The following is a 21,756-nucleotide window of genomic DNA, read 5'->3' as shown; positions in this document are numbered from 1 at the left end:
AATATCTGATAATATGAAATAATGATTGCATATTGTATCCAAAAAAAATAAAATTGATTTAATCCATGGAAATTCCATATCTCGAATATCTTGGCCTTTCTGAAAAGCCCTTCGGTCTTACCCCTGATACGGGTTTCTATTTTGAATCCGAAACACACAAAGAAGCCCTGGAACATCTTAAGTTCTTTCTCGGTCAGAGGGAAGGGATTGCCCTCATATATGGTGAAGTGGGCAGCGGCAAGACGATTCTCTCCAGGATGTTCCTTAACTCTCTCGATAAAACCCTGTACAATACCGCCCTCATTCTTAATCCTATAATGGATGAAGAAGAATTCATAAAAGAAATCATGGGAGAGCTTGGTATTTCCTGGGAAGACTCATCAAAAAAAAGTCTTCTTGACGGTCTGAGCAATTTTTTCATAGAAGAGCATAAAAAAGGCAAAGACACTATCCTTGTCATAGATGAATCGCAGGTACTCTCCCGTAACTTACTGGAATTGATTAGAATCCTCTCAAATATCGAAACCGAAAAAGAAAAGATTCTCCATACGGTTCTATTTGCCCAGACTGAATTTATGGATACATTACACGAACCTGATATGAAAAATCTGTCTCAGAGAATCACTGTCGTATATAAGCTCAAAAATTTTTCACAGAAGGAAACCAGGGCTTACATAAATTTCAGGCTCTATAAGGCCGGCTCTAAGGGTTCCCTCCAGTTTTCTGATGGGGCCGTAGATCTTATACACAATACATCACAGGGCTGTCCGAGACTCATTAATATGATTTGTGACAGATGTCTGCTCGTCCTCTACTCCCAATCAAAAAATATTGTGGATGAGAAAACCGTGGAAAACGTCATCAACGATGAGAGCATCATATTCCTGAAACAGACAGGCGCAGGGACAAAGCGAAGCAAAAAATATTTCATTCCGCTTGGTATCATTATTCTCTTGTTTCTCTGTCTTGTCTTCGCATTCTTTTACACTGATACAATTCATAAAATGATGGATTACTCACGGAAAAAGGCATCTCAAATTAAAACCGCAGAAATATCAAAAACAACAAATGCAATATCAACCCCTTCGAAAACATCTGCATCTTCCGACCCCTCTTATCTCATCTCTGCTGAACCGGGGGAATATGTTCTCATCTGCGAGAAAGATGCTAAAACTATCCAACTTTATAAAAAGGGAAATTCCGGCTTCGATCTTCTGAAATCCTTTCCCTGTGCTATTGGGAAAATACACAGCTATAAACAACATTATGAAGACCCTTCTATCCCTGAAGGTATTTTTTTCTTCACAAAATTTATTTCCAGCGACGGCCTTCGACCTGCCTACGGGTATGGGGCCTATGTCCTGAACTTCCCAAACCTCCTCAATTTTAAAGATGGTAAAAAAGACGGGCGGATATGGCTTCATGGACATTCAAAAAATAAAGGGCTGAGCAACGACCCGGAAAATACAAAACTCGGGATAGCTATTGGAAATGACTCCCTGAAGGAGATTCACGCGATCATCAGGCAAAATGGAGCGCCTTTTGTGATAGTCAGGAGAATCGACTATATTGACAAAGTTGTCCGGGAAAACATACAGAGAGAGATAGAGTCCTTCCTCGATTCATGGAAAAAATCCTGGGAAAGTATCAATACAGAAAAGCTTCTCGCTCATTATTCCAACGACTTTCTCGGCAATCATAGAGAAAACTTAAATGCCTTTAAACAAATCAAAGAAAAAGTGAATAAAACCAAACGGTTCATACGTATTGATATTGAAAAGCCATGCATTTTCCTCTCGCCTGGGTTTGGGGAGACGGTCGCCATTGTCAGGTTTTATCAAAAATACTCTTCCGACAACTTTTCAGACGGCTCCCTCAAGGTACTCTATATACAGAAAAAAGGGGCAGAATGGAAAATCATCGGCGAAGACACTTTGTAAATAACCAATAACCAAATCAAATTCCAAATTCCAAATATGATTATGGCTATGTTTGGTTATAGGTTGTTTGTTATAGGTTATTTGTTTGACAAAGGGTATCTGTTACATATAAAATACGTGACGCTAAACACCAACAACAAAATCAGAATCGAGAATGAAAAAAATAAACACCTTTATAAAATTATTTTCACTTAAGATCCTCACCATCACCACCATTATTCTCTTTTTCACAAGCATCACATTCCTGATCCTTTTTGTTCGCGAACAGCAGGAGACAAAAAAACTTTTAGCTCTGGTTTTGGAAAAGCAAGACAGGATTTATGCCCCAACCCCTCAGCTGCCCGAAAAACCGAAGCAGGAAGAGGTAGCGCCCAAACCAGAACCAAAGACTGAGCCAAAACTTGAACCTAAGCCTGAGCCTAAACCTACCGAGATCCCGAGCAAACCTCAGACCCAGGTTGAAGCAAAAGCCAAAACACCAGCTCCTCCAGTTGTAACCCCGGTTCAGTTTGATTCCAATACAATCCCCTCCTCCCTGATTTTTGCTGCGACAAATGAATACGTATTGTTGTGCGAAAAGGATACAAAGATGCTTTATCTTTTCCGTTTTGTGAATAACGCCTTCACCCTTGTAAAGAGTTATTCATGTCTTACAGGTGCAAATCACAGAGACAAGCAAAAACCTGGAGATGGGGCAACCCCTGAAGGTGTCTTTTTCTTTTTGAGATTCATTCCCGGAAAAAATCTGCCCAAACAATATGGTTTTGGCGCTTTTGTCATGAATTACCCCAATTTCCTGGCACGAAAAGAAGGCAGGCAAGGGAATGGCATCTGGCTTCACGGGCATGACTCTGAAAAAAATATCGGGAAAGATATAGTCAATACAAAGGGATGTATAGTTGTTGACAACAAAGCCCTGGAAGAAATCTCAAAACTTATAAAACCGAGGGGCACTCCTATTATAGTCGTAAGCAGGATACAAACATCGGACAAGACAAACCAGGACATTTTTTCAAAGGAAATAACCACTTTCTTAAATTCCTGGAAACAGTCATGGGAAAGTTTAAACACAAAGAAATTCCTGAGCCTTTACTCTCATGACTTTATAAGTGGTGAAGGAATGAGTTTCGCTGCCTTTAAACAGCAAAAAGAGCGGGTCAACAAATACAAGAAATTCATCAAGGTCTCCATCGAAGAGCCGGCAGTTTTTATGCCTCCCGAATACGGCGGAAAGGTTGCCGTTGTACGTTTCCACCAAAAGTACAATTCTGATAATTTTAAGACTGAAAGTTCTAAAATATTTTATCTGAAAAAAGAACAACAAAAATGGCAGATTATCGGCGAATCGATGTTTTAATGAAACACTTTCAAAACTCAAAAGGAATCTTCACCCTATTTTGTAATTTATTGGCAGGGGGTTTTCTTCTGCTTGTTTTTACTGCCACGGCATCCGCCGCATCACCTGAACAACCGAGGAAGGTACAAAGATTCTTCAGTGGAACAAATCAGGAGGTAATGGTATACACTATTCACGGGGAAAATCACGGCCCCACCCTTCTCGTTTTCGCGGGCATACATGGAGATGAAAAGGCATGCCCATTGGTCGTAGCAAAGTATTCACATATCAAATTAAAAACGGGGAACCTCATCATTGTTCCCCGTTTAAACGCAATAGCCAACCAGAAGAAGAAGCGGTATGGTCTCGGAGGAGACATGAATCGCCTTTTCGGTCAACCGGAAAACAGTAAAAATCCCGACATGAAAGTGGTGAATCTGGCAAAAACATTGATCAAAAAAGCTGATTACGTTGTAAATGTACATCAGGGAGACGGATTTTATTCACCCACATGGGTCGATAGCAGAAGAAACCCCTCGAGATGGGGACAATCTAATGTGATCGATGCACCGAACTTCGACCTGCCTAACGGAGAAAAACTTGAGCTTGAAAAATTTGCAGAGAGGGTAGCACAAAGAACAAATACAAAAATAAAGGATGCAAAATTTCATTTTCAGGTAAACAACACCGATACGGGAAGCGAAAACACGATCCATAAAGAACAAAGAAAATCACTCACCTACTATGCAGTAACAAAAGAACACAAAGTTGCCATTGCCCTGGAAGCTACAAAGAACTGCACCCCTGCTCAAGCCACAAGTTTTTTAATGACAGCCATCAACGCAATTATTGAAGAAATCGGCATTGCACCTGACAGATTTCCTTTGGTAACCCAACCCTCTCCCGGCAAAAAACCCAGGAAGTCATAACCGGGACGTAGTTAAACGTACCACATTTCCATTTCAAAATTATCTGAAGGAACGATAATCATGAGGTACCCCCTTACAGGTATCCTTCCAACCATCATCTCCTTTATCTTTAACGAGACCCATACTTCGATTTTATCTCCTGTTTTAACCCCAAGGGATTCAAAACGGGTTGCCACTTCCAGAACCTCTGAAAAAACCATCTCCACCGGAAAGGTGCTTCTTACAATGTTCCCTTTCACGCTGTAGCTTGCCTCAAAAGTTTGTTTCACAGTCAACCCTGTCTCAACGTTCAATCCTATCTCAAATGACAGGTCCTCAACATCCTGGATAAAGGATCTGTCAATATCAACCCTTAAAAAGAGAGAGTGTTCATTAAAACCATAATATAATCCTTTAATGAGCAATACAGAATCATGCATGGCCACCCCATGCCCCTTCCCTTCCATAAGACCCGAACCTATCCATTCAAAATAATTTGTTACCCTGCCATCGATTTTCGGTTGCAGAAAGTTAGACGGTTCCCGCACAGGTCTTACTTCCCTATCTTCAAGGATAACCGGTATATTGAGCCTTTCAGGCGGCTCTTTTCCAAGGAATCTGTAAACATTGGAAAGATTTTCACGGAAGAGGAAATCAAAAACATCGTCGCTTTCAGAGGAATGCTCATCTCCATACCACCAGTTCCAGTCACTTCCCTCTGCTATATAAATAGATTCCCAGGCATCCTGATTACTTTTGTCCGGGTCTGCCTCACCCAGAAAATCCCTTGTTTCGGTGAGCAGGGACCAGCTTGTGTTATCCTCTACATGGCCGATCCAGATAGAAAAATTGTTGCTGATCCATGAGCCTGCAAAGCAACGATGGAAAGTGCCTGTATCCTTTGCCTCTTCGAGGTATTCCGAAACGGTGGGACATACAATGCCTTTTTCCCTGAGCAGTCCTTCATAAAGATATTTAAAAAAATCCCTGCCGTCATTCCGGTAATGCTCCCAGGCATTTTCTCCATCCATGACAATTGTTATGAGGGGTTTCTGAATCCTGCCTGAAACGGATTTCCCGATTGCTTTAATCCTGTTGATGAGATCCGTGGCAGCATCCCTGGGATCTGATTTTGAATAGTGAAACGAAATTAAATCAGAAAGGCTTTTATCCCTGAAAATAAGGTGAATCTTTTTCCCATCCTTTTCGTATATGTAAGGTTTATACAAAATCTCCGGGTTCAAAAGAAAACCATTCCCATCCCTTCTGCATTCAAGATTAAGGCTTCTAAAAATTATCTCCTCGTCAGTAGCAAGCCACTCAACGCCATGTTCCATATATAATGCAAGGGCATCGTCACTCACAGAGCCCTCCGGTGGCCACATGCCCCTGGAATTGAATTGAAAAACCTGATAAAAGAGGTCTTTGGCCTTCTGCATCTGGGTTGACGCATCTTCCGGTTTACGAAAAGGCTTTTCCGGGAGTTGAACGTTAGGCATGGCCTCCCTTGCCACCCGGTTGTCAATAAGCAATGGAATAATAGGATGGTAAAACGGAGAGGTGGAAAGCTCAATGGTACCATCCGTTGCAAGCTCTTTATGGAGCGGAATAATGCCCTTTAAAATGCCTCTTTGCACATCTGCAACGATTTTTTTGTCTTCTTCGCTGAAGCCTCTTCCTTTTGTCTTCAGATATTTCAGACTATCATACATCTCATAAAACAGAGGGTCTATCCAGGAAAGGAAAAACAGTACCTGTATGTCCCGAAAATCCTCATCTGTGAAATAACTCCTTATCTTGTTGATATCTTCCTTGGGATAATAGAAGCCACGCTTTCTCAAAAGCTCAAAGTATCGCGGGAAGGGTTTGATCATGTTATCCCAGTGTGCATTAAAGAAATTCATTAACAGGTAGACTTTTTCGGAATCAGCGAGGTCCTTCGGCGCCTTTTTGAATATCTCAACGTATTTATCTTTCACATTGAGATCTTCATAATCGATAAGCTGCAGGAGCAGGGAAGGGACAAGGTTAAAATTCTGTCTCAAACCTTTGAATTCCTTCAGCAGGTAAGGCATATCAAAATAATCCTTTGTACCGTGCAGCAGAACCCAGGGAAGGAGGTACTCTCCTGTATACAAATTTTTGTAATAAGGTTGATGCATATGCCAGACAAACGAAAGGTAAATGGTATCCATCTTTAAATGCCGGGAAGCTCCTTTATGATTATTTTAAGTCTATGTGCCGAAACGTTAACATGTCGTCAATCTCAATTAAGCCAACAGTGCCTGCCTGCCCGGGAGAACCCTTAAAGGCGCCGGGATTAAACATTTCCACATTCCCTTTTCTCTTATGGAAAGGAACATGGGAATGTCCAAAAACAATAATATCAACATTCTGAAACTCTTTAAAAACAAGATTGCTTAATCCGTAAGGTGAACCTCTCCCGTGTATAATCCCTATCCTCTTCCCGCCTATCTCTTCCACTCTTTTTTCAGGGAGGATATCCCATAAATCAAAATCATCCATATTTCCTCTTACGGCCCCCAGGCGCCAATTCGAAAGATAGTCGTAGACCGCTCGGCTTGTCATATCCCCTGAATGGATTATCATATCAACATCGTGAAAAACCCTTTCCATGATGTTCTTAAACTCATCAGAGACTCTATCAAGGTGAGTATCAGAGATGACGCCAATTTTGAGCATAACAGTTTACATTACTTTATAGAAAAACATTTTACATGTCAACGACAGTAAAATGTTTGGTATACTAAAAGCCGTGAATAGTGAATAGTAGAAAAAACCAATTACGTAAGCCTTAATCCTGCCAAAGGCAGGACATTACGAGTTACGTATTACCAATCACGAATCACGAATTACGAATTACAGTTTTTAACATGAATGAATATACGATAGAAGCACCTGATTATGCCGGTGCAATACTCCCAGATGGTCTTGAGTTAAAGGGGCAAACCGTTTTTCTTTCTCCACCAGGTTGTTGCGCACAGACAACATTACCATTCTGGGCGAAGATAGTCGGGAAGGTCAGAAACACTACCGAGAGAGAAATGTTGATCAATGTTGCCATACATTTAATGGATGCTGGCGATAAAGCGATGAATACATATTTCGATATTATGGCACTTGAAGCAGGAAGAACCGGAGAATTCGATGTAAAACTCGTTGAATACAATAAAAATATGAAAAAATATTCCATAGAACTCAAAGAGATAGGAGAAGGCGAGCTGTAATCAGACCTTTTGATAGATATGAAGCCTGTACACCCTGTCACTTTCAGGAAGGCTGTATAATGTATCTTCCTCCAGATAAAAGCCTGCAATATCCTGAGGTGCTTCGTTTTTCCCTTTCACGATAAAGGCTCTCCCACCCTGCTTTAAATGCTTGCCTCCACTTTCAATGATTTCACCGGCCGTTCCGAACCCTTTTGCTACAAGCGCATCAACCCCTATGGGCTCGAGCATTTCAATCCTTCCCTGAACAGGGGTGAACCCTTTCAAATTAAGACTTCGTTTGATATGCCTTTGAAATTGAATCTTCTTGAGACTCTTATCTACGGAAAACACTTTCTGCGACTCGTATGTTTCGCCTAATATTTTAATGGGGATGGCAAGGATTCCGCTCCCTGAACCCATATCGAGAATGGCTCTGTCCTCCTTCACTCTGCTGAACATAAAAAATGCGTCATAGAGAAGTATTTCAACGATAGAGGGCGGGCTTTTAATGCCGGTAAGGTTTATATGCTCATTCCACTTCCCGAGTTCCTCGACATAAAAACAGAGTTTTATTAAAATCTCATTGTTATACTGTATATTAAAATAATCCAATCCTTTCTCTATAGCTCTCCGTATTTCCACAATATATTAAGGATAGCATAATTAATTTTCTTCTGTTATAATTAAGCATGCAAAAGCTTATTATACTCTTAATATCATGCCTTCTGCTCGTATCCTGCGGCTCCAAAACTGTAAAAAAGACGGGTAATCCGGGCGATCTTTACGTAGAAGGCGTCAATTTCATGAAGCAGAAGAAATATGACAAGGCGATAGCAAACTTTTCTGCAATACGGGAAAACTATCCCTTTGATCCTATCTCATTTGTCGCTATGGTAAAGCTTGGAGATGTATATTTTGAAAAGAAAGAATATATACTGGCTTCAGGAGTATATGAGGACTTTTTAAGCGCCCACCCTCAAGACGAAAATGTCCCTTATGTGCTCATTAAGGTGGGGGAATGTTATGAAAATTTATCCCTGACCCCTGACCGCGACCAGGCTTATACTTTAAAGGCCTTAGAAAGGTTCACATATCTGAAAAACAGATTCCCTGCGAGCAGTTATGCACAAGTTGTGGACATAAAAATAAAGAAATTGACACAAAAACTTGCCGACCGTGAGGTATATGTGGGCGAGTTTTATTACAAAACTTTCAAATACAACGCCGCCATCATAAGGCTTGAGTACTTTCTAAAAAAATACCCCGATATGAACGGAGCAGATAAAGCGCTCTATTATATCAGCATGTCCTACAGAGCGCTCGGTGAAATGCAAAAGGGCGAATACTTCGCGAATATTCTGAAAACCCAATATCCAAAAAGTCTTTTTGTAAAGGCTGCTACACGGGAAAGAAAAACCCTTCAATTAGCAAAAGCAGACACGCCCCTCTACCCGGTTGAAGAAAAGAAGAAGAGGGATATCGATTTAAGACCTCAGATGGTTCAAGCTCAGACACAGCCACAGCAAACACAAGAGGAAGACAAAGAAAACAAGCTCTCCTTCTTTGATACGAATAAACCGATTGATATAGTGTCGGATACGATGGAAGGTTTTGACAAGGAAAAGTATGTAATTTTTAAGGGAAGTGTCGTTGCAAAACAGGAAGACCTCTTCATATTCTCTGATACAATTGAAGCCTCTATGAACGAAGAAACCAATGAAATCGAAAAGGCCCATGCCAAAGGGAACGTAAAAATTGTAAAGAAGGAAAGGACTGCAACAAGCAATGAGGCTATATTTGATAATGCAAAAGGTGAGATCGTATTAAAAGGAAACGTAATAGTGTACTCCGGACAGGACAGACTAACCGGGGAAGTAGTTACCTATTATGTAAATGAAGACAGGGTTGTAGTAGAAGGAGAAAAGGAAAAGAAGGCACGTATCCTCGTTACACCGAAAGAACCGTCAAAACAGTAAACAGCAGACATCTTAATGCATTTTTTATAGGTCTTATATGACCTATTGCAGTTTAAGGCAAAAATGGTATCGCCTGATCCTTCACAAACACCAATGCCTGGCAGACGGCAATCAGGTTTTCACTATCCTGCACAGTTATGTAATAAGAGGCTGTCTTCTTTGTTCTGTTGATTTCCTTTGATTCGGCTGTAAGGATAGTGTTTTTCTTGGGAGGCCGCATATAGGTAACATTCATATTGAGTGCAACTGCAATATTATCGTGACTGTTGGATGATATTTCAAAGGCCTCGTCGATGAGGGAAAACATGGCACCACCATGGGCTGAGCCATAGATGTTATCCATCTGCTCCGTATATTCCATCTCACAGAGTGCATATCCTTCGCTCACTTCTTTCAGCTTAATGTTGAGCAATCTGGCGAAAGGCTCTTGCTCAACCCTTTTAAAATAGGTTTCTCTCTTCTTCCCGTCCATATCAGCCAACAACCTTCTTTACCAGGTTCTCCACATTCGCCCTTGGTTGTGCGCCGACAACTCTGTCAACAACCTCGCCTTTGTCGAAAAGAATAACCGTAGGTATTCCCCTGATGCCATATTTAGCTGGAGTCACAGGGTTTTCATCCACATTCATCTTGAGGACTTTTACTTTTCCTTCATATTCAACAGCAACGGCATCAATGACCGGGCCCATGGCCTGGCATGGTCCACACCAGGTTGCCCAGAAATCTACGAGAACCGGCGTCGTCGACTCCAGAACCACACCCATGAACTCACCATCAGTCACTGCTTTTGCATTACTCATAATCACCTCCGTTTTTAGCTTTTAGCCCTCAGCAATTAGCTGTTAGCAAAACGCTACAGACTTATATTTTGTATTTAGATACGTCTTTTTAGCGTTTTTGTCAATCTTTAAGAGATACGGCCTTTTTATTCCTTAAACATCTTTAATCGCAGAGAATTGGTCACCACCGACACCGAACTGATCATCATGGCCAATGCCCCGTACATAGGCTCAAGCCGTATACCGAAGTACGGGTACAGCACACCGAAGGCAATAGGAATACCGAGAATATTGTATATGAAGGCCCAGAAAAGGTTCTCTTTGATGACCCATAGGGTCTTCCGGGAAAGCCTGATGAGACTTATCAGTTTTGAAAGCTGCCCTTTCATGAGAACCACATCGGCAGACTCAATGGCAATGTCCGTCCCTTTCCCCATAGCAACACCTACATCGGCGGTCGCCAGAGATGGTGCATCATTAATTCCATCTCCCACCATGAGGGTAATTCCTCTCCTTTTAAAATCTTCAACGATATCGGCTTTCTGATCAGGGAGAATCCGGTAATGATACTTTTCAATACCGACCTTCGCGCTTATGGTCTTTGCCCCTTCCATGCTGTCGCCGGTTATCATTACCGCCTCAATACCCATCTTTTTCAGTTCGTCAATCACCCATTTCGATTCTGCCCTCACAGTATCGCTGAAGGCAAGAATTCCCATGAGATTATCGTTATTCCACACAATTACAGGTGAAGTACCTTCTCTTTCCTTTGCCTGATATTGCTGCACAATTCCGTCATCAAGGGGTTTGCCTGTTTCTTCAAAAAGGGATATATTGCCAACATAATAAGCCTTTCCATTAATTTCGCCTTTAATCCCTTTGCCCGGAATAGCCTGAAAATTATCCACCCCGGCAGATTCAATTTTAGATTCTTCTGATTTCCTCCTCAACGCCTCTGAAAATGGGTGTTCAGATTGTTTTTCAAGATTATAGGCCGTGAACAAAATATCTTTTTCTGAATATCCTTCGAGTGGAATAACATGGGAAAGCTCAATCACCCCTTCAGTGAGTGTCCCTGTCTTGTCAAAAAGTACATACCGAACTTTATTCGTAAGTTCAAACGCCTCTGCACTTTTGATCAATATCCCCTTTTTAGCCCCAACTCCCGAGGAAACCATGATTGCCGTCGGCGTTGCAAGGCCAAGCGCACAGGGACATGCAATAATCAGCACGCTCACAAAAGATAAAAGGGAATTCGTCAGTTTCGGCTCAGGTCCAAAAACGTACCATACAAAAAACGCTCCAATGCTTATCAATATGACAACGGGCACAAATACGCCTGCCACCTGATCGGCAAGTCTCTGCACAGGGGCCTTTGTAAACTGGGCCTCCTCCACAAGCCGGATAACCTTGGACAGGACAGTATCCTTCCCGATTCTCGTCACTTTTACCACCACCGAACCCTTGCCGTTTACTGTACCGCCGATGACTTCGTGACTGACACCTTTATGGACCGGAATACTTTCGCCGGTGATCATCGACTCATCCACATATGTGTTCCCCTCTGTCACCTCGCCATCAACAGGCACCTTCTCGCCAGGCCTGATTAATACGTAATCACCCACTTCGAGAGTATCAACAGATACCCTTATTTCCTTTCCATCCCGGATAAGCGCACACTCTTTCGGGGATAATTCGTATAACATTTTAATTGCAGTATACGTTTTGGTTTTTGCCTTGGATTCAAGGTATCTTCCAAATAGAATCAGGGTGATAATGGTAGCGCTGGAGTCAAAGTATGTGTGTGGTTCCATGCCGGCACGCATAATAACGTGGGGGAAAAACGTTACAAAGGCGCTGTAAAAGAAGGCCGCTGACGTACCAACCGATATAAGGGTATTCATATCTGCGGTAAAATGTTTCAGGTTAAGCACGGCCGGCTTATGGAACCTCATACCAAAATAGAATTGCACAGGCAAGGTTAAAAGGAAGAGGATAAAATTATTATACGGCAGGACCATCCACATGGAAAATACCATAATGACAGCGCTGAAACATGCTGACCAGATAAATGCCCTCTTTAATTCTGTCTCCTCTTTTTGTGCCCTCACCGTCACATCGCTTTCAATATCCACGTCATACCCGATATCACGTATGAGGGAAATGATCTCTTTAAGCTCAATATCCCTTTTGGGAATTATGACAGCCTTTTTCAAAGGGAAATTGACCCTTGCCTCTTTGATATTTGCAAGCTTGTTTAATTCCCTTTCAATACGGGAAGCACATGCAGCGCAACTCATACCCATAATAGGCAGTTCAAACTTCTCGGCCATCTATAAAAACCTCCGCAAATCAATACAGAGAATATAAGACAACATAAATGGAATAACAACCAAATTACTAAATTTTGAATTTGTTCAAGATTTAGATATGTCCCTCCTTTGTCGGGATTAAAACGTACAGATTTGGGATTTAAAAAATGGTAGTTGACATTGGTCGTTTGCCTGTATTATTCTGTAAGTTCGCATGAAAATCAAAAGAAACTATATCTTTTTTCTCATACCTCTCTTCATCTCTCTTTCTTTATTTTCTACACACTTCGTTGCCACAAAGGCCTTCTGCAACGGTGACGACAATAAAGAGATAGTCATCAATGCAATAGTAAATTTTTTAAAAGACAAACAGGTAAGACTCAGCAATGACCGATTGTCAAGAATGGCAAATACGCTTTACGATGAGTGCAGATTGTACGATCTCGATTACCGGTTCGTTTTAGCAATAATAAAAGTCGAAAGCAATTTCAGACACAACGCTACATCCCGTGATGGTGCAAAGGGTTTGATGCAGATAAAACCTTCCCTGGCAAAAATGATTGCGAAGAACAAGGGTCTTGAATTCAAAGGTTCAAAGGAATTGCTTGAACCCGATAACAACATACGGATCGGGACACATCATATATCAAAACTGGTCGAAGATTTTGAGAGTCTCCGTGAAGTCCTTTTCGCATATAATGTGGGCGCAAAGAAGGCTAAGGGTAAGTTGTTCAAAGACAATGAACCAAACGGCCCCTTCACAAAAAAGGTCTTAAAAGAATACCACCAAAATATCTCCATTTTGCCGGAACCGTAATCGTCAAATAGATGTTCGAGGAGGAAATAATGAAGGTCAGTCTTACAAAAAAACAGTATAAAGCGCTCTTGAAACTCGTTATGCTTGGGGATTGGATGGCAAATACAATTCCAGGCGACTCAAACGGTGAGGACGAAGAGATTGTGCAATATCTGCTCTCCCTGGCAAAGGATTTCGGCTATGAGAATTATGTTGAACTCGATGAAGAATTAAAAAAATACTTCCAAACAGAAGATTTTGAAAATGATACGGAGATTCTTGAAATTATAGGTGATTATCACGAATATGCTTTGTGGGAAGGACTGGTCCTCGAATTTTCACGGCGTGATCTCATTGCGAAATATGGGGAAAAAGCCGTTGAGACGATGTCCGACGAAGAACGCATCGAAAAAGAGATCCCTTTAATCAAAAAATATGAAGAAGAATTCAGGGAATATGGCCTCGACAACCTGGCAATAAAAACAACTACTAAGCCAAAACTTGTAAAAGGGAAAAAATAAAAAAAACGGAAGGTCACACCCACTTACCACATTCTTACCATGTTATGTATTTGATTTTATTAAATTATTATGGCGGAGAGGGTGGGATTCGAACCCACGGTACGCTTATCAGGCGTACAGCCGATTTCGAGTCGGCCCCGTTACAACCGCTTCGGTACCTCTCCTTAACTGAAAAAATCTTTTTAGTAAGGCTTCACTCTTTTCTTTTAAAACGCCACCTTTAACTTCCACTTTATGGTTAAGGGAAAGCTTGCTCACGTCGATGAGTGAACCGAATGCACCTCTTTTTGAGTCAAAACAACCAAATACAACACGTTTTATCCTTGCCTCCATAATTCCGCCGGCACACATGATACACGGTTCTTTTGATACAAAGAGAGTACAGTTTACCAATCTGTAATTCCCGGTGGCGCACGATGCCGCTTCAATGGCAAGCATCTCGGCATGAGCAGCAGGCGAGTTTCTTTTTATGGTAAGGTTATGTGTCTTCGATATAACATCGTTCTCCGGAGAAACCAGAATTGCTCCAACAGGCACTTCTTCTTCCTCAAACGCCTGCGCCGCCGCCTCCAGACACATTTCCATAAAATCATTATCGTCCATTATTACAATATACCTGTGATGGGTAATAAAATCAATGTTTTTGCCTTTGAACCCTTATTCGAGCCTGATTCCTTCAAACAGGTGATGGGTAGACCGCATAACACTCTCTTTCATTTTCAGGATATAGTCAGGCCTGATCCCATCCTTCCAGCGTGGATAGCCTCCGACCCAGAGATATGCTAAGAGTTCATGGAATCCAACCCTGCTGAATATGTACTCACCTATTTTTATCTCCCGGGATGATAATGTTACAATCACAGGTATCTTCGTTAAAGAAGCGTAGCGTTTAATGATACCATCTATAAGCTCTCTGGTTTTATACCCTTCCGGATTTTGTTTAAACTTCTCCGGTTCGTGAGGAAAAGGGAAGTGTCCGTACACCTCCCCTATAAACCCGCTGAAGTATACCCCGCTTATCGCTGCCATAAGGTTGCCGATATCCTTTTCTTCGAGAATATAGGTGCCCCAGGTCATATCTGATGGTTCGTTCGGCTTCTTACCGGCCATTTCAATGATATGCCCTGTAAAATCACTGGCAAAGAAAAAATAGTTGTTTAGAAGTATCATATCCGTTTCAATATTAAAGAACCCGAATGGAATTTCACCGTGGTTGAGAGATTTGAATAAAAGCGGCACACGACCTCCTGAATTGAGTGATGTTGATTATAGCATTTTTTAAATGTTTCTATAACTATTTACTATCTACTATCTACTTTTCACTGTCTTTATTATGTGCTATAAAATAACCATGGGCGATTATGCAATATATCTGAGGGTCGGTGATCGTGTTTACCATAAAAAATTTACCAAATGGGGTACGGGTGTTGTTATAGAAGAACGCAGGTCTGAAGTCCCGGGCGGTTTTTGCTATGTAAGAATTAATTTTCAGGATGGTAAAGTAAGGGTATTTGATAATAATTACAATAGCGTAAATTGCTGTTATTATGCAGGCGTTAAGAAGGTTCACACTGAAACACTCGAAAAAATAACCGGATTAAGACTTGATGTACTTGAATAAAGGGGCAAGGTAATAAGGAGTGTAAACTGGATATGACTGTTGAGTTAACCAAATTCGTACGCGGTGGCGGCTGAGCGTCAAAGATAGGTCCGGGTGACCTTACAAACATACTCTGCGGGATTGAAATCCCTACTGACATAAACGTGCTTATAGGCATTGAAGGCTTTGAAGACGCCGGGGTATATAAAATTACCGACGACATTGCCCTTGTGCAGACAATTGACTTCTTCACGCCTGTTGTAAACGATCCATACTGGTTCGGGCAGATAGCAGCGGCCAATGCCATGAGCGACATTTATGCCATGGGTGCTATACCGAAAACAGCATTAAATATGGTCTGTTTTTCGGTGAAAAAATTCGATATAGCCATTTTAAAAGAGATTATCCGGGGCGGCATTGACAAGATACGGGAAGCAGGCGCCAGCCTCCTGGGCGGCCACAGCGTTGATGATGAAGAGATAAAGTACGGACTCTCGGTAACAGGCATCGTGCACCCGGATAAGATCCTGAAAAATGAAGGGGCATTGCCCGGGGATCTGCTTGTCCTCACCAAGCCCCTTGGCACCGGTATTTTGAATACAGGGATTAAGGGTGGCCTTTTGAGTGAAGCATCAACCAACAGCCTTGTTCACGTCATGGCAGCGCTTAATAAAACGGCAGCGGAAGTCATGCTCTCGGTAAGGACACATGCGGCAACAGACGTCACAGGCTTCGGTCTTGCCGGTCACCTCAAGGAGATGATCAAGGAATATATCGGCGTTGAGCTGTTTGCAGATAAACTGCCCTACTTCGAAGAAGCCGTTGAACTTGCAAGGACGGGTTTTATTCCCGGCGGCCTATACAGGAACAGGGATTTTTATAAAGTTTATGTGGAAAGCAAAAGAGATGATTTCTTTTACGACATCCTCTTTGACCCGCAGACTTCAGGGGGTCTTCTCATGGCTATCCACCCTGATGATATCCAGAAATTTGAAGAAAAGGCATCGAAGCTACAACTGAATTACTGGATCATAGGGCGGTTTACCAGCGAGTCAAAAGGGAATATCCTGCTTACCTGAAGTTGTACCTTTTCCCTTCCACCTTTCACCTTTCTTTCGTTACCCTTCTTTTACCTTCTCCCTTTCAACTGTTATGCGCTGCAATGAAGCACCCTCTATGGCCTTGATGGCAATATTCTGTACCTGAAGGCCTGCTTCGTTCGACTTCTGAGTCAATTGTTTAACCAGGTCTTCCTGCTCCTTAATCTTTGCTTCAAGGGCTGCAACCTTCTGCTGGTATAGCTTCCTTTCGCCTTCTATTTCTTTCGAAGCAAGCTCCGTACCATGTTTATAGGTAAAACTCAATCTTTCAGTTACGGTTTTTTCTGTATCCTTAATTGCCTTTTCGAGTTCTTTCGGGAACGATTCAACCTTTGCCTTCAACTCTTCAAATTCATCCTCTCTGCTCGAAAGAGATGCTTCACGTTCAGCAAATTCCCTCTCCAAAGCCGCTTTCTTTTCCGTAAGGGCCTTTTCAAGGGTGGCTTTCTTCTCCTCATAGACATCGGTCTCTTTTTTTCGTTTAAGCTGGAGGTTGTACAGATAGTCATCTTCCTCCCGCTGTCTCTCCTTTTTGATCTGTGTCTCCCGCTCCTTTTTTGCAAACTCGAATTCTTCCTGCTCTTTCTTCCACAGGAGTCTTTTCTCGGTCATATCATTCTCAAAATTAGTTTTCTTCTGCTCTATCTCAGCATCGAAGGTAACCTTCTTCTCCTTTTGGGCTACAAGGAGCGTCGTCAGTGATTCCGCCTCTGCCTTAATGCTGTACATCTCTTCAATCGCTTTCGTTTCAATCTCAATGGCCTGTTGCAACTCTGTCAATTTTTTATATTCCGTAATGAGCCTTTCACCCAGGCTGTCCATGGATTTTATGATTTCCAGCTTGAGTTCAGCGAGATTTTTTACAATCCCTTCAATAGAATGCTGCGAAGCCTTCTTTACGGTCTCTTTTTCTTCAACTTCCTTCTTGACTGCCTTGCCATCCATAGCCTTCTGCTCTTTCATCTTTTCAAGCAGATCGTTATAGGCATCCAGTATTTCAGTTTTTGTGCTTTTTTCCGTTAGCGTTTTTGTCATACAACCCTCCTCTTTAGAAACAATATGTGTTTATTGTTCGGCTTTTGTTTATTGTATTTCCGATATGATAATAGCTTGACACCTGAATTGCAAGATGAAACTTACCCATAAAGGGCAAGAAACTTTACGATAACTAACCTTTACTGCCCAGGCCGGGAGAATTTCAAACGTGCATATTGTCTGCTTTTAATAAGGGTAGCTCAAAATTATAATATGTAATATCATCAATTACCGCTCTATGGCAATGGGTAAGAAAGATGTATACAGACAATGCTCCTTCTCTAAGCACCTGCATCACAATACGTCTGATATGCTCTATCTGTGAAACATCCCCGCCGGGATCGATGATAATCATCTGGCGCGGTGTTTTTAATATGGAGGTGCTGGAACATACAATAGAGGGTTTGCGGATTATGGGGTATATATCAACTTCAAAGGTTCCCGGGACTCTTGTCCATGAGTTTGGCTGTAGCATATGTTCGCCTCAGTGGCCTTTTTTGCCTGCCCGGAGGTATAAAACCCCTATCAGACCGCAGACAAGTCCGATTATCAGTGAGAAGAAACTGCTAATGGAACCACCCGAATAGATCATGTATGCGAAGAAAAACAAGGCAACACACAGGAGGAGTGTCGCCTTGATCCGGTTTGTTTTCTTCTGTTGCGCTTTGCCTGGAACCGTTTTAGCGTTTTTCTTTTTCAGCGTTTTTTTACCCATATGTTATTCACCTGACAATACTATATTTTTCAAAGAATTTCATCAAACCGTCCGAATATGTTTTACCTGATATGAGAAATCCATCATTATGACCGCCCTTTATGAGCAGAAACTCCTTTGGCTGGGATGCCTTTTCGTAAAGCACCCTTCCCTGTTCAAAGGGTACTATCTCATCATCGGGGCTGTGGATAAAAAGCTTCGGGCATGGTATCGAGCTGACCTTGCTCACCGATGCGTACTGATGTTTCGCTATGAGCTTCACGGGAAGCCAGGGGTAGAACTTTGCGGCCAGGTCAGGCAACGAGGTAAAGCTCGACTCCACGATCAGGGCAGCGGGTTTCTTCCTCATTGCAAGCTCCGTTGCCACCGCACCCCCAAGGGAATGACCGACCACTATGATGTCCCGCGGAGTTTTTCCATATTCAGTTACGAGATAGTCCCATGCAGCCTCTGCATCAAGGTAAGTCCCCTCCTCAGATGGAACGCCATTGCTCCTCCCGTAACCCCTGTAATCAAAGGCGAGGATGCTTAACTGCAAACCATTCAGCATCTTAATATGCTCCAGAAAATGCGATACATTCCCTGCATTTCCATGGCAAAAAACGACTGTTCCTTTCTCGTCCTTCGCAGGGATATACCATCCTGAAATGGTAAAACCATCCCTTGTTATAAATGTGACGTTCTCATAATGGAGATTTATATTTTGAGGGGTATGCGTAATCTCCCTTTCGGGAAAGTAAATCATGCTGTCCTGCTTCCAGTACATTGCAGCTACAATGAAAGAATAAGAAGCCAGCAGGATTATTCCGACAGAAACCATTGTTTTTTTCATTTTTTGTGTATATAGACAGGAAAGTTTTACAAGCTTTTCGTGATAATTTTATCCCTCAATGATTTTACATCCATGGGCTTGCACTTTGCGTGTCGCCATATCCCATTACCTACATTGAGTCCATCGTTTTTGATCCACCGGTGACAGACATAGCAGATGTATCGTTTTAATTCTTGAAACAAGGGCTCCTGGAGATACATGGTTTTGGTTTTTCTTGACATAGCAGCTACTTCTTATGCAAGCATAAACCCTGCAGGCGAGAATTGCAAGATTAAACTTATAGAAATACCCCCCGGAACAGTGAATAGTGAATGGCAATCAAAAAAACATTGAACGTTGAACAGCCTTTCGCAGGCCGTACGGTTTAATCCTGCCGAAGACGGGACAATGGGATGGAGGCAGGCAACATCCACAGCCGCTCGCTTCCTGTAACAAACAAAGACAGCCTTTTAAATTTCATAGCAGCTTTCAAACGGTAATGAATGACCTGAAATAAAGAATTCTTCTAAACCTCATAAGGGTATTATCCGATAATGATAATGAAGCGCACACCCCTATATCGACTCTATATATAATTGGCGGAGGCAACATGTACCCACATGGTTATTGGTTTGACATTTTCGCATACAAGAGATAGTATTTTTCGTGTCTAATGTGTTTCCGCACTATTTACCACCATAGGGAGGACTAATGAACGACACATCCAGGACAAAACCGGAACTGATCAAAGAGATATCTGCCTTAAAAAAGAGAATTCAGGAACTGGAACAATCGGAAACCGAGCACAAACGGGCGGAGGAAGAACTGAGATTCTCCCGGCAACAACTGCGGCTGCTCATCGAAGCCGGTCCGGATTATTTCTTTCTGAAAGACCTTAATCTGCGTTACCAATTGGTCAACTCCGCAAATGCCAGATTCTTTGGGCGCGAGGAGGCTGACATCCTAGGCAGGACCGATGTCGAACTTATGCCCGAGGGGGCCGCTGTCGCATGCCAGGAGAGCGATCGACTGGCCATTCGCGAGAAGAGAACTGTGGTCACGATCGAGCCGGTTGGGGACAAGTTCTATGAAACCTATAAGTTTCCCGTGATTGTTGCCGACGAAATTGTCGGGGTAGCCGGAATTATCCGCGACATCACCTACCGAAAGCAAGCCGAGGAGTCACTGAGAGACGTTCAGGCTCGTTATCGCCTGTTGTTTGAGCATGCGCCCGACGGTATTGTGATTGTTGACCCTGCTACAGCGCACTTCGTGGAATTTAACGAAACGGCACACCGGCAGCTTGGCTATTCACGCGAAGAATTTGCCAGGTTGAGTATCCCCGATTTTGAAGTCGTTGAAAGTCCCGAAGAGACCCTGAAACACATCGAGAATGTTATACGTGAAGGCAAGGATGATTTTGAAACCATGCATCGTACACGGCAGGGTGAAATCAGGAATATCCATGTGACGGCACAGATGACGAAGATCTCCGGACATGCCGTGTATCATTGTGCCTGGCGTGATATCACTGAGCGCAAGCGGGCCGAGGAGGCATTAAAACGATCGGAGGGCCGCCTTTCCAGCATTATCGAGTTTCTTCCCGACGCCACCTTTGCGATAGACCTTGAAGGCAAAATTATTTCATGGAACAGGGCTATCGAAGAGATGACAGGTTTTTCTGCGGAAACGATGCTCGGCAAGGGGAACTATGAATACGCCATTCCCTTCTACGGAGAGAAACGCCCCATTCTCGTGAACTTCCTATTTTTGTGGGATGATGATATTGCAAAGAAATATTCATTCATAAAAAAGGATGGCGACACGCTCTATACCGAAACGGACGTGCCCTGTGTGCGCGGACAGAGCAGAACGCTATGGGGCAAGGCGAGCCCACTTCGTAATGAAATGGGAGATGTCATCGGGGCCATCGAGTCCATACGTGACATCACCGAGCACAAACGGGCACAGGAAGACCGGGAAAAGCTTATCCTCGAACTCCAGGAAGCCCTTAATAAAGTAAAAACGTTGAGCGGGTTGCTTCCCATTTGCGCTTCCTGCAAGAGAATACGCAACAACAAGGGATACTGGGAACAAATAGAAGTCTATGTACGAGATCACTCGGAGGCAGAATTCAGTCATAGTATCTGCCCTGAGTGTACAGAACGATTGTATCCGGAATACTTTAAGAAAAAATGAGGAAATAACAAAGTATTTGCTTGTTTCAGCTGGTAATCATCAGCTTATATTGTATTTCAAAACGCAACATTCATAAGTGTAACGGCCATTTTTTCGTAAAACGCATTCCGGTCTTAAATGATTGACGCAAGGGGTGCAGGGTGCCCTCATGCCCCGTAAAAATCACAATAATCTTGACACTTTTATTCCCAATGTTATGATACATAACAACATAGAGACTTCAGAAGACAATTTTACCGATCACGAATCACGGCCCTTCGCCTATTGCCTCGCACATGCCTCTTTTCCCTTCAGCCTTCCTTGCATTCAGCCTGCGTGAAAGGGGAAAGGAAAAGAGGCAGGCTGAATGAGCAATGACAATGAGTAATGACAATGAGCTTGATAAAATGTCTTTAACTGTTCACTATTCACTAACGACTATTCACTGAATCACTGCCAATATCCGAAATCGGCAATCCCCCAGTCTTGGTGATTTTTGTTAAGGAAATGTATCCCTGG

The 21,756-nt window shown here is 42.5% G+C and carries 22 protein-coding genes, 1 tRNA gene and 1 pseudogene; 10 read left to right on the top strand and 14 right to left on the bottom strand.

Annotation, left to right across the window (positions count from 1 at the left end; all coding sequences use genetic code 11):
* Positions 1–65 precede the first annotated feature (65 nt).
* The 3 genes from NTX75_07920 (at position 66) to NTX75_07910 (ending at position 4,205) form a co-directional block, all read left to right on the top strand.
* Positions 66–1,940, top strand: a complete 1,875-nt coding sequence (locus tag NTX75_07920) for an AAA family ATPase (GenBank protein ID MCX5816153.1) — start codon at positions 66–68, stop codon at positions 1,938–1,940.
* 154 nt (positions 1,941–2,094) lie between these two features.
* Positions 2,095–3,297 carry a L,D-transpeptidase family protein gene (locus NTX75_07915; GenBank protein ID MCX5816152.1) on the top strand — a complete coding sequence of 401 codons (1,203 nt, stop codon included), beginning with the start codon at positions 2,095–2,097 and terminating at the stop codon, positions 3,295–3,297.
* Positions 3,298–3,455: 158 nt separating this feature from the next.
* Positions 3,456–4,205 (top strand): succinylglutamate desuccinylase/aspartoacylase family protein, encoded by a 750-nt coding sequence (locus NTX75_07910; GenBank protein MCX5816151.1) that lies wholly within the window; start codon positions 3,456–3,458, stop codon positions 4,203–4,205.
* An 11-nt stretch (positions 4,206–4,216) separates the two neighbouring features.
* Here NTX75_07910 and NTX75_07905 read toward each other — a convergent pair whose 3' ends face one another.
* Both NTX75_07905 and NTX75_07900 read right to left on the bottom strand, forming a co-directional pair.
* Entirely contained in the window at positions 4,217–6,379 is a 2,163-nt protein-coding gene (locus NTX75_07905; GenBank protein ID MCX5816150.1) for a glycoside hydrolase family 57 protein, read from the bottom strand.
* Between the two features lie 28 nt (positions 6,380–6,407).
* Positions 6,408–6,887 (bottom strand): metallophosphoesterase, encoded by a 480-nt coding sequence (locus tag NTX75_07900; protein ID MCX5816149.1) that lies wholly within the window; start codon positions 6,885–6,887, stop codon positions 6,408–6,410.
* A 191-nt stretch (positions 6,888–7,078) separates the two neighbouring features.
* On the opposite strand from NTX75_07900, the gene NTX75_07895 reads away from it, so the two are divergent.
* The gene (locus NTX75_07895) at positions 7,079–7,432 is read left to right on the top strand and encodes a hypothetical protein (protein ID MCX5816148.1); all 354 of its coding nucleotides are present in this window, start codon (positions 7,079–7,081) and stop codon (positions 7,430–7,432) included.
* Here the strand turns inward: NTX75_07895 and NTX75_07890 are convergent, their stop codons facing one another.
* Positions 7,433–8,026, bottom strand: a complete 594-nt coding sequence (locus NTX75_07890) for a class I SAM-dependent methyltransferase (GenBank protein MCX5816147.1) — start codon at positions 8,024–8,026, stop codon at positions 7,433–7,435.
* A 77-nt stretch (positions 8,027–8,103) separates the two neighbouring features.
* On the opposite strand from NTX75_07890, the gene lptA reads away from it, so the two are divergent.
* Positions 8,104–9,390 carry a lipopolysaccharide transport periplasmic protein LptA gene (lptA, locus tag NTX75_07885; protein ID MCX5816146.1) on the top strand — a complete coding sequence of 429 codons (1,287 nt, stop codon included), beginning with the start codon at positions 8,104–8,106 and terminating at the stop codon, positions 9,388–9,390.
* A 52-nt stretch (positions 9,391–9,442) separates the two neighbouring features.
* Here the strand turns inward: lptA and NTX75_07880 are convergent, their stop codons facing one another.
* The 3 genes from NTX75_07880 to NTX75_07870 all read right to left on the bottom strand — a co-directional run bounded on the left by NTX75_07880 (position 9,443) and on the right by NTX75_07870 (position 12,502).
* Positions 9,443–9,862 (bottom strand): PaaI family thioesterase, encoded by a 420-nt coding sequence (locus NTX75_07880; GenBank protein MCX5816145.1) that lies wholly within the window; start codon positions 9,860–9,862, stop codon positions 9,443–9,445.
* A gap of 1 nt (position 9,863) precedes the next feature.
* On the bottom strand, positions 9,864–10,190 hold the full coding sequence (gene trxA, locus NTX75_07875; GenBank protein MCX5816144.1) for a thioredoxin: 327 nt from the start codon (positions 10,188–10,190) through the stop codon (positions 9,864–9,866).
* A gap of 125 nt (positions 10,191–10,315) precedes the next feature.
* Positions 10,316–12,502 carry a heavy metal translocating P-type ATPase gene (locus NTX75_07870; GenBank protein ID MCX5816143.1) on the bottom strand — a complete coding sequence of 729 codons (2,187 nt, stop codon included), beginning with the start codon at positions 12,500–12,502 and terminating at the stop codon, positions 10,316–10,318.
* Positions 12,503–12,695: 193 nt separating this feature from the next.
* Here NTX75_07870 and NTX75_07865 point away from each other — a divergent pair, with 193 nt between their 5' ends.
* Together NTX75_07865 and NTX75_07860 are read left to right on the top strand one after the other, a co-directional pair.
* Positions 12,696–13,298, top strand: a complete 603-nt coding sequence (locus tag NTX75_07865) for a lytic transglycosylase domain-containing protein (protein MCX5816142.1) — start codon at positions 12,696–12,698, stop codon at positions 13,296–13,298.
* Positions 13,299–13,327: 29 nt separating this feature from the next.
* Positions 13,328–13,798, top strand: a complete 471-nt coding sequence (locus NTX75_07860; protein ID MCX5816141.1) for a hypothetical protein — start codon at positions 13,328–13,330, stop codon at positions 13,796–13,798.
* Between the two features lie 70 nt (positions 13,799–13,868).
* On the opposite strand, the gene NTX75_07855 is transcribed toward NTX75_07860, so the two are convergent.
* The 3 genes and pseudogenes from NTX75_07855 to NTX75_07845 form a co-directional block, all read right to left on the bottom strand.
* A tRNA-Ser gene (locus tag NTX75_07855) sits at positions 13,869–13,962 on the bottom strand.
* 1 nt (position 13,963) lies between these two features.
* A pseudogene (gene tadA / locus NTX75_07850) lies at positions 13,964–14,401 on the bottom strand (tRNA adenosine(34) deaminase TadA).
* A gap of 54 nt (positions 14,402–14,455) precedes the next feature.
* A complete protein-coding gene (locus tag NTX75_07845) occupies positions 14,456–15,037 on the bottom strand; it encodes a hypothetical protein (GenBank protein MCX5816140.1) in 582 nt (193 codons plus the stop codon).
* A 112-nt stretch (positions 15,038–15,149) separates the two neighbouring features.
* Between NTX75_07845 and NTX75_07840 the strand changes: the two genes are divergently transcribed.
* Positions 15,150–15,419 (top strand): DUF3553 domain-containing protein, encoded by a 270-nt coding sequence (locus NTX75_07840; protein ID MCX5816139.1) that lies wholly within the window; start codon positions 15,150–15,152, stop codon positions 15,417–15,419.
* Between the two features lie 83 nt (positions 15,420–15,502).
* On the top strand, positions 15,503–16,477 hold the full coding sequence (selD, locus tag NTX75_07835; protein MCX5816138.1) for a selenide, water dikinase SelD: 975 nt from the start codon (positions 15,503–15,505) through the stop codon (positions 16,475–16,477).
* 39 nt (positions 16,478–16,516) lie between these two features.
* Here the strand turns inward: selD and NTX75_07830 are convergent, their stop codons facing one another.
* The 5 genes from NTX75_07830 to NTX75_07810 form a co-directional block, all read right to left on the bottom strand.
* Positions 16,517–17,533 (bottom strand): hypothetical protein, encoded by a 1,017-nt coding sequence (locus NTX75_07830; GenBank protein ID MCX5816137.1) that lies wholly within the window; start codon positions 17,531–17,533, stop codon positions 16,517–16,519.
* Between the two features lie 163 nt (positions 17,534–17,696).
* Entirely contained in the window at positions 17,697–18,008 is a 312-nt protein-coding gene (locus tag NTX75_07825; GenBank protein ID MCX5816136.1) for a hypothetical protein, read from the bottom strand.
* Positions 18,009–18,017: 9 nt separating this feature from the next.
* Positions 18,018–18,248, bottom strand: coding sequence for a hypothetical protein (locus NTX75_07820; protein MCX5816135.1), 231 nt, complete (start codon positions 18,246–18,248; stop codon positions 18,018–18,020).
* Between the two features lie 7 nt (positions 18,249–18,255).
* A complete protein-coding gene (locus NTX75_07815; GenBank protein ID MCX5816134.1) occupies positions 18,256–19,068 on the bottom strand; it encodes an alpha/beta hydrolase in 813 nt (270 codons plus the stop codon).
* A gap of 38 nt (positions 19,069–19,106) precedes the next feature.
* Positions 19,107–19,301: a hypothetical protein gene (locus NTX75_07810; protein ID MCX5816133.1), complete on the bottom strand. Its 195-nt coding sequence runs from the start codon at positions 19,299–19,301 to the stop codon at positions 19,107–19,109.
* A gap of 469 nt (positions 19,302–19,770) precedes the next feature.
* Between NTX75_07810 and NTX75_07805 the strand changes: the two genes are divergently transcribed.
* The gene (locus NTX75_07805) at positions 19,771–21,258 is read left to right on the top strand and encodes a PAS domain S-box protein (GenBank protein ID MCX5816132.1); all 1,488 of its coding nucleotides are present in this window, start codon (positions 19,771–19,773) and stop codon (positions 21,256–21,258) included.
* The last annotated feature ends 498 nt before the right edge of the window (positions 21,259–21,756 follow it).

Source organism: Pseudomonadota bacterium, from assembly GCA_026388315.1.
Taxonomy (GTDB): domain Bacteria; phylum Desulfobacterota; class Syntrophorhabdia; order Syntrophorhabdales; family Syntrophorhabdaceae; genus MWEV01.
The sequence above is the reverse complement of the archived record's forward strand: the minus strand, read 5'-3'. Positions and strand labels throughout refer to the sequence as shown.

Excerpts from the sequence above, each read along its gene's own strand:
- NTX75_07920 (MCX5816153.1), top strand. The coding sequence starts at position 66 with ATGGAAATTCCATATCTCGAATATCTTGGCCTTTCTGAAAAGCCCTTC.
- NTX75_07915 (MCX5816152.1), top strand. The coding sequence starts at position 2,095 with ATGAAAAAAATAAACACCTTTATAAAATTATTTTCACTTAAGATCCTC.
- NTX75_07910 (MCX5816151.1), top strand. The coding sequence starts at position 3,456 with ATGGTATACACTATTCACGGGGAAAATCACGGCCCCACCCTTCTCGTT.
- NTX75_07905 (MCX5816150.1), bottom strand. The coding sequence starts at position 6,379 with ATGGATACCATTTACCTTTCGTTTGTCTGGCATATGCATCAACCTTAT.
- NTX75_07900 (MCX5816149.1), bottom strand. The coding sequence starts at position 6,887 with ATGCTCAAAATTGGCGTCATCTCTGATACTCACCTTGATAGAGTCTCT.
- NTX75_07895 (MCX5816148.1), top strand. The coding sequence starts at position 7,079 with ATGAATGAATATACGATAGAAGCACCTGATTATGCCGGTGCAATACTC.
- lptA (MCX5816146.1), top strand. The coding sequence starts at position 8,104 with ATGCAAAAGCTTATTATACTCTTAATATCATGCCTTCTGCTCGTATCC.
- NTX75_07880 (MCX5816145.1), bottom strand. The coding sequence starts at position 9,862 with ATGGACGGGAAGAAGAGAGAAACCTATTTTAAAAGGGTTGAGCAAGAG.
- trxA (MCX5816144.1), bottom strand. The coding sequence starts at position 10,190 with ATGAGTAATGCAAAAGCAGTGACTGATGGTGAGTTCATGGGTGTGGTT.
- NTX75_07870 (MCX5816143.1), bottom strand. The coding sequence starts at position 12,502 with ATGGCCGAGAAGTTTGAACTGCCTATTATGGGTATGAGTTGCGCTGCA.
- NTX75_07865 (MCX5816142.1), top strand. The coding sequence starts at position 12,696 with ATGAAAATCAAAAGAAACTATATCTTTTTTCTCATACCTCTCTTCATC.
- NTX75_07860 (MCX5816141.1), top strand. The coding sequence starts at position 13,328 with ATGAAGGTCAGTCTTACAAAAAAACAGTATAAAGCGCTCTTGAAACTC.
- NTX75_07840 (MCX5816139.1), top strand. The coding sequence starts at position 15,150 with ATGGGCGATTATGCAATATATCTGAGGGTCGGTGATCGTGTTTACCAT.
- NTX75_07830 (MCX5816137.1), bottom strand. The coding sequence starts at position 17,533 with ATGACAAAAACGCTAACGGAAAAAAGCACAAAAACTGAAATACTGGAT.
- NTX75_07825 (MCX5816136.1), bottom strand. The coding sequence starts at position 18,008 with ATGCTACAGCCAAACTCATGGACAAGAGTCCCGGGAACCTTTGAAGTT.
- NTX75_07820 (MCX5816135.1), bottom strand. The coding sequence starts at position 18,248 with ATGGGTAAAAAAACGCTGAAAAAGAAAAACGCTAAAACGGTTCCAGGC.
- NTX75_07815 (MCX5816134.1), bottom strand. The coding sequence starts at position 19,068 with ATGGTTTCTGTCGGAATAATCCTGCTGGCTTCTTATTCTTTCATTGTA.
- NTX75_07810 (MCX5816133.1), bottom strand. The coding sequence starts at position 19,301 with ATGTCAAGAAAAACCAAAACCATGTATCTCCAGGAGCCCTTGTTTCAA.
- NTX75_07805 (MCX5816132.1), top strand. The coding sequence starts at position 19,771 with ATGAACGACACATCCAGGACAAAACCGGAACTGATCAAAGAGATATCT.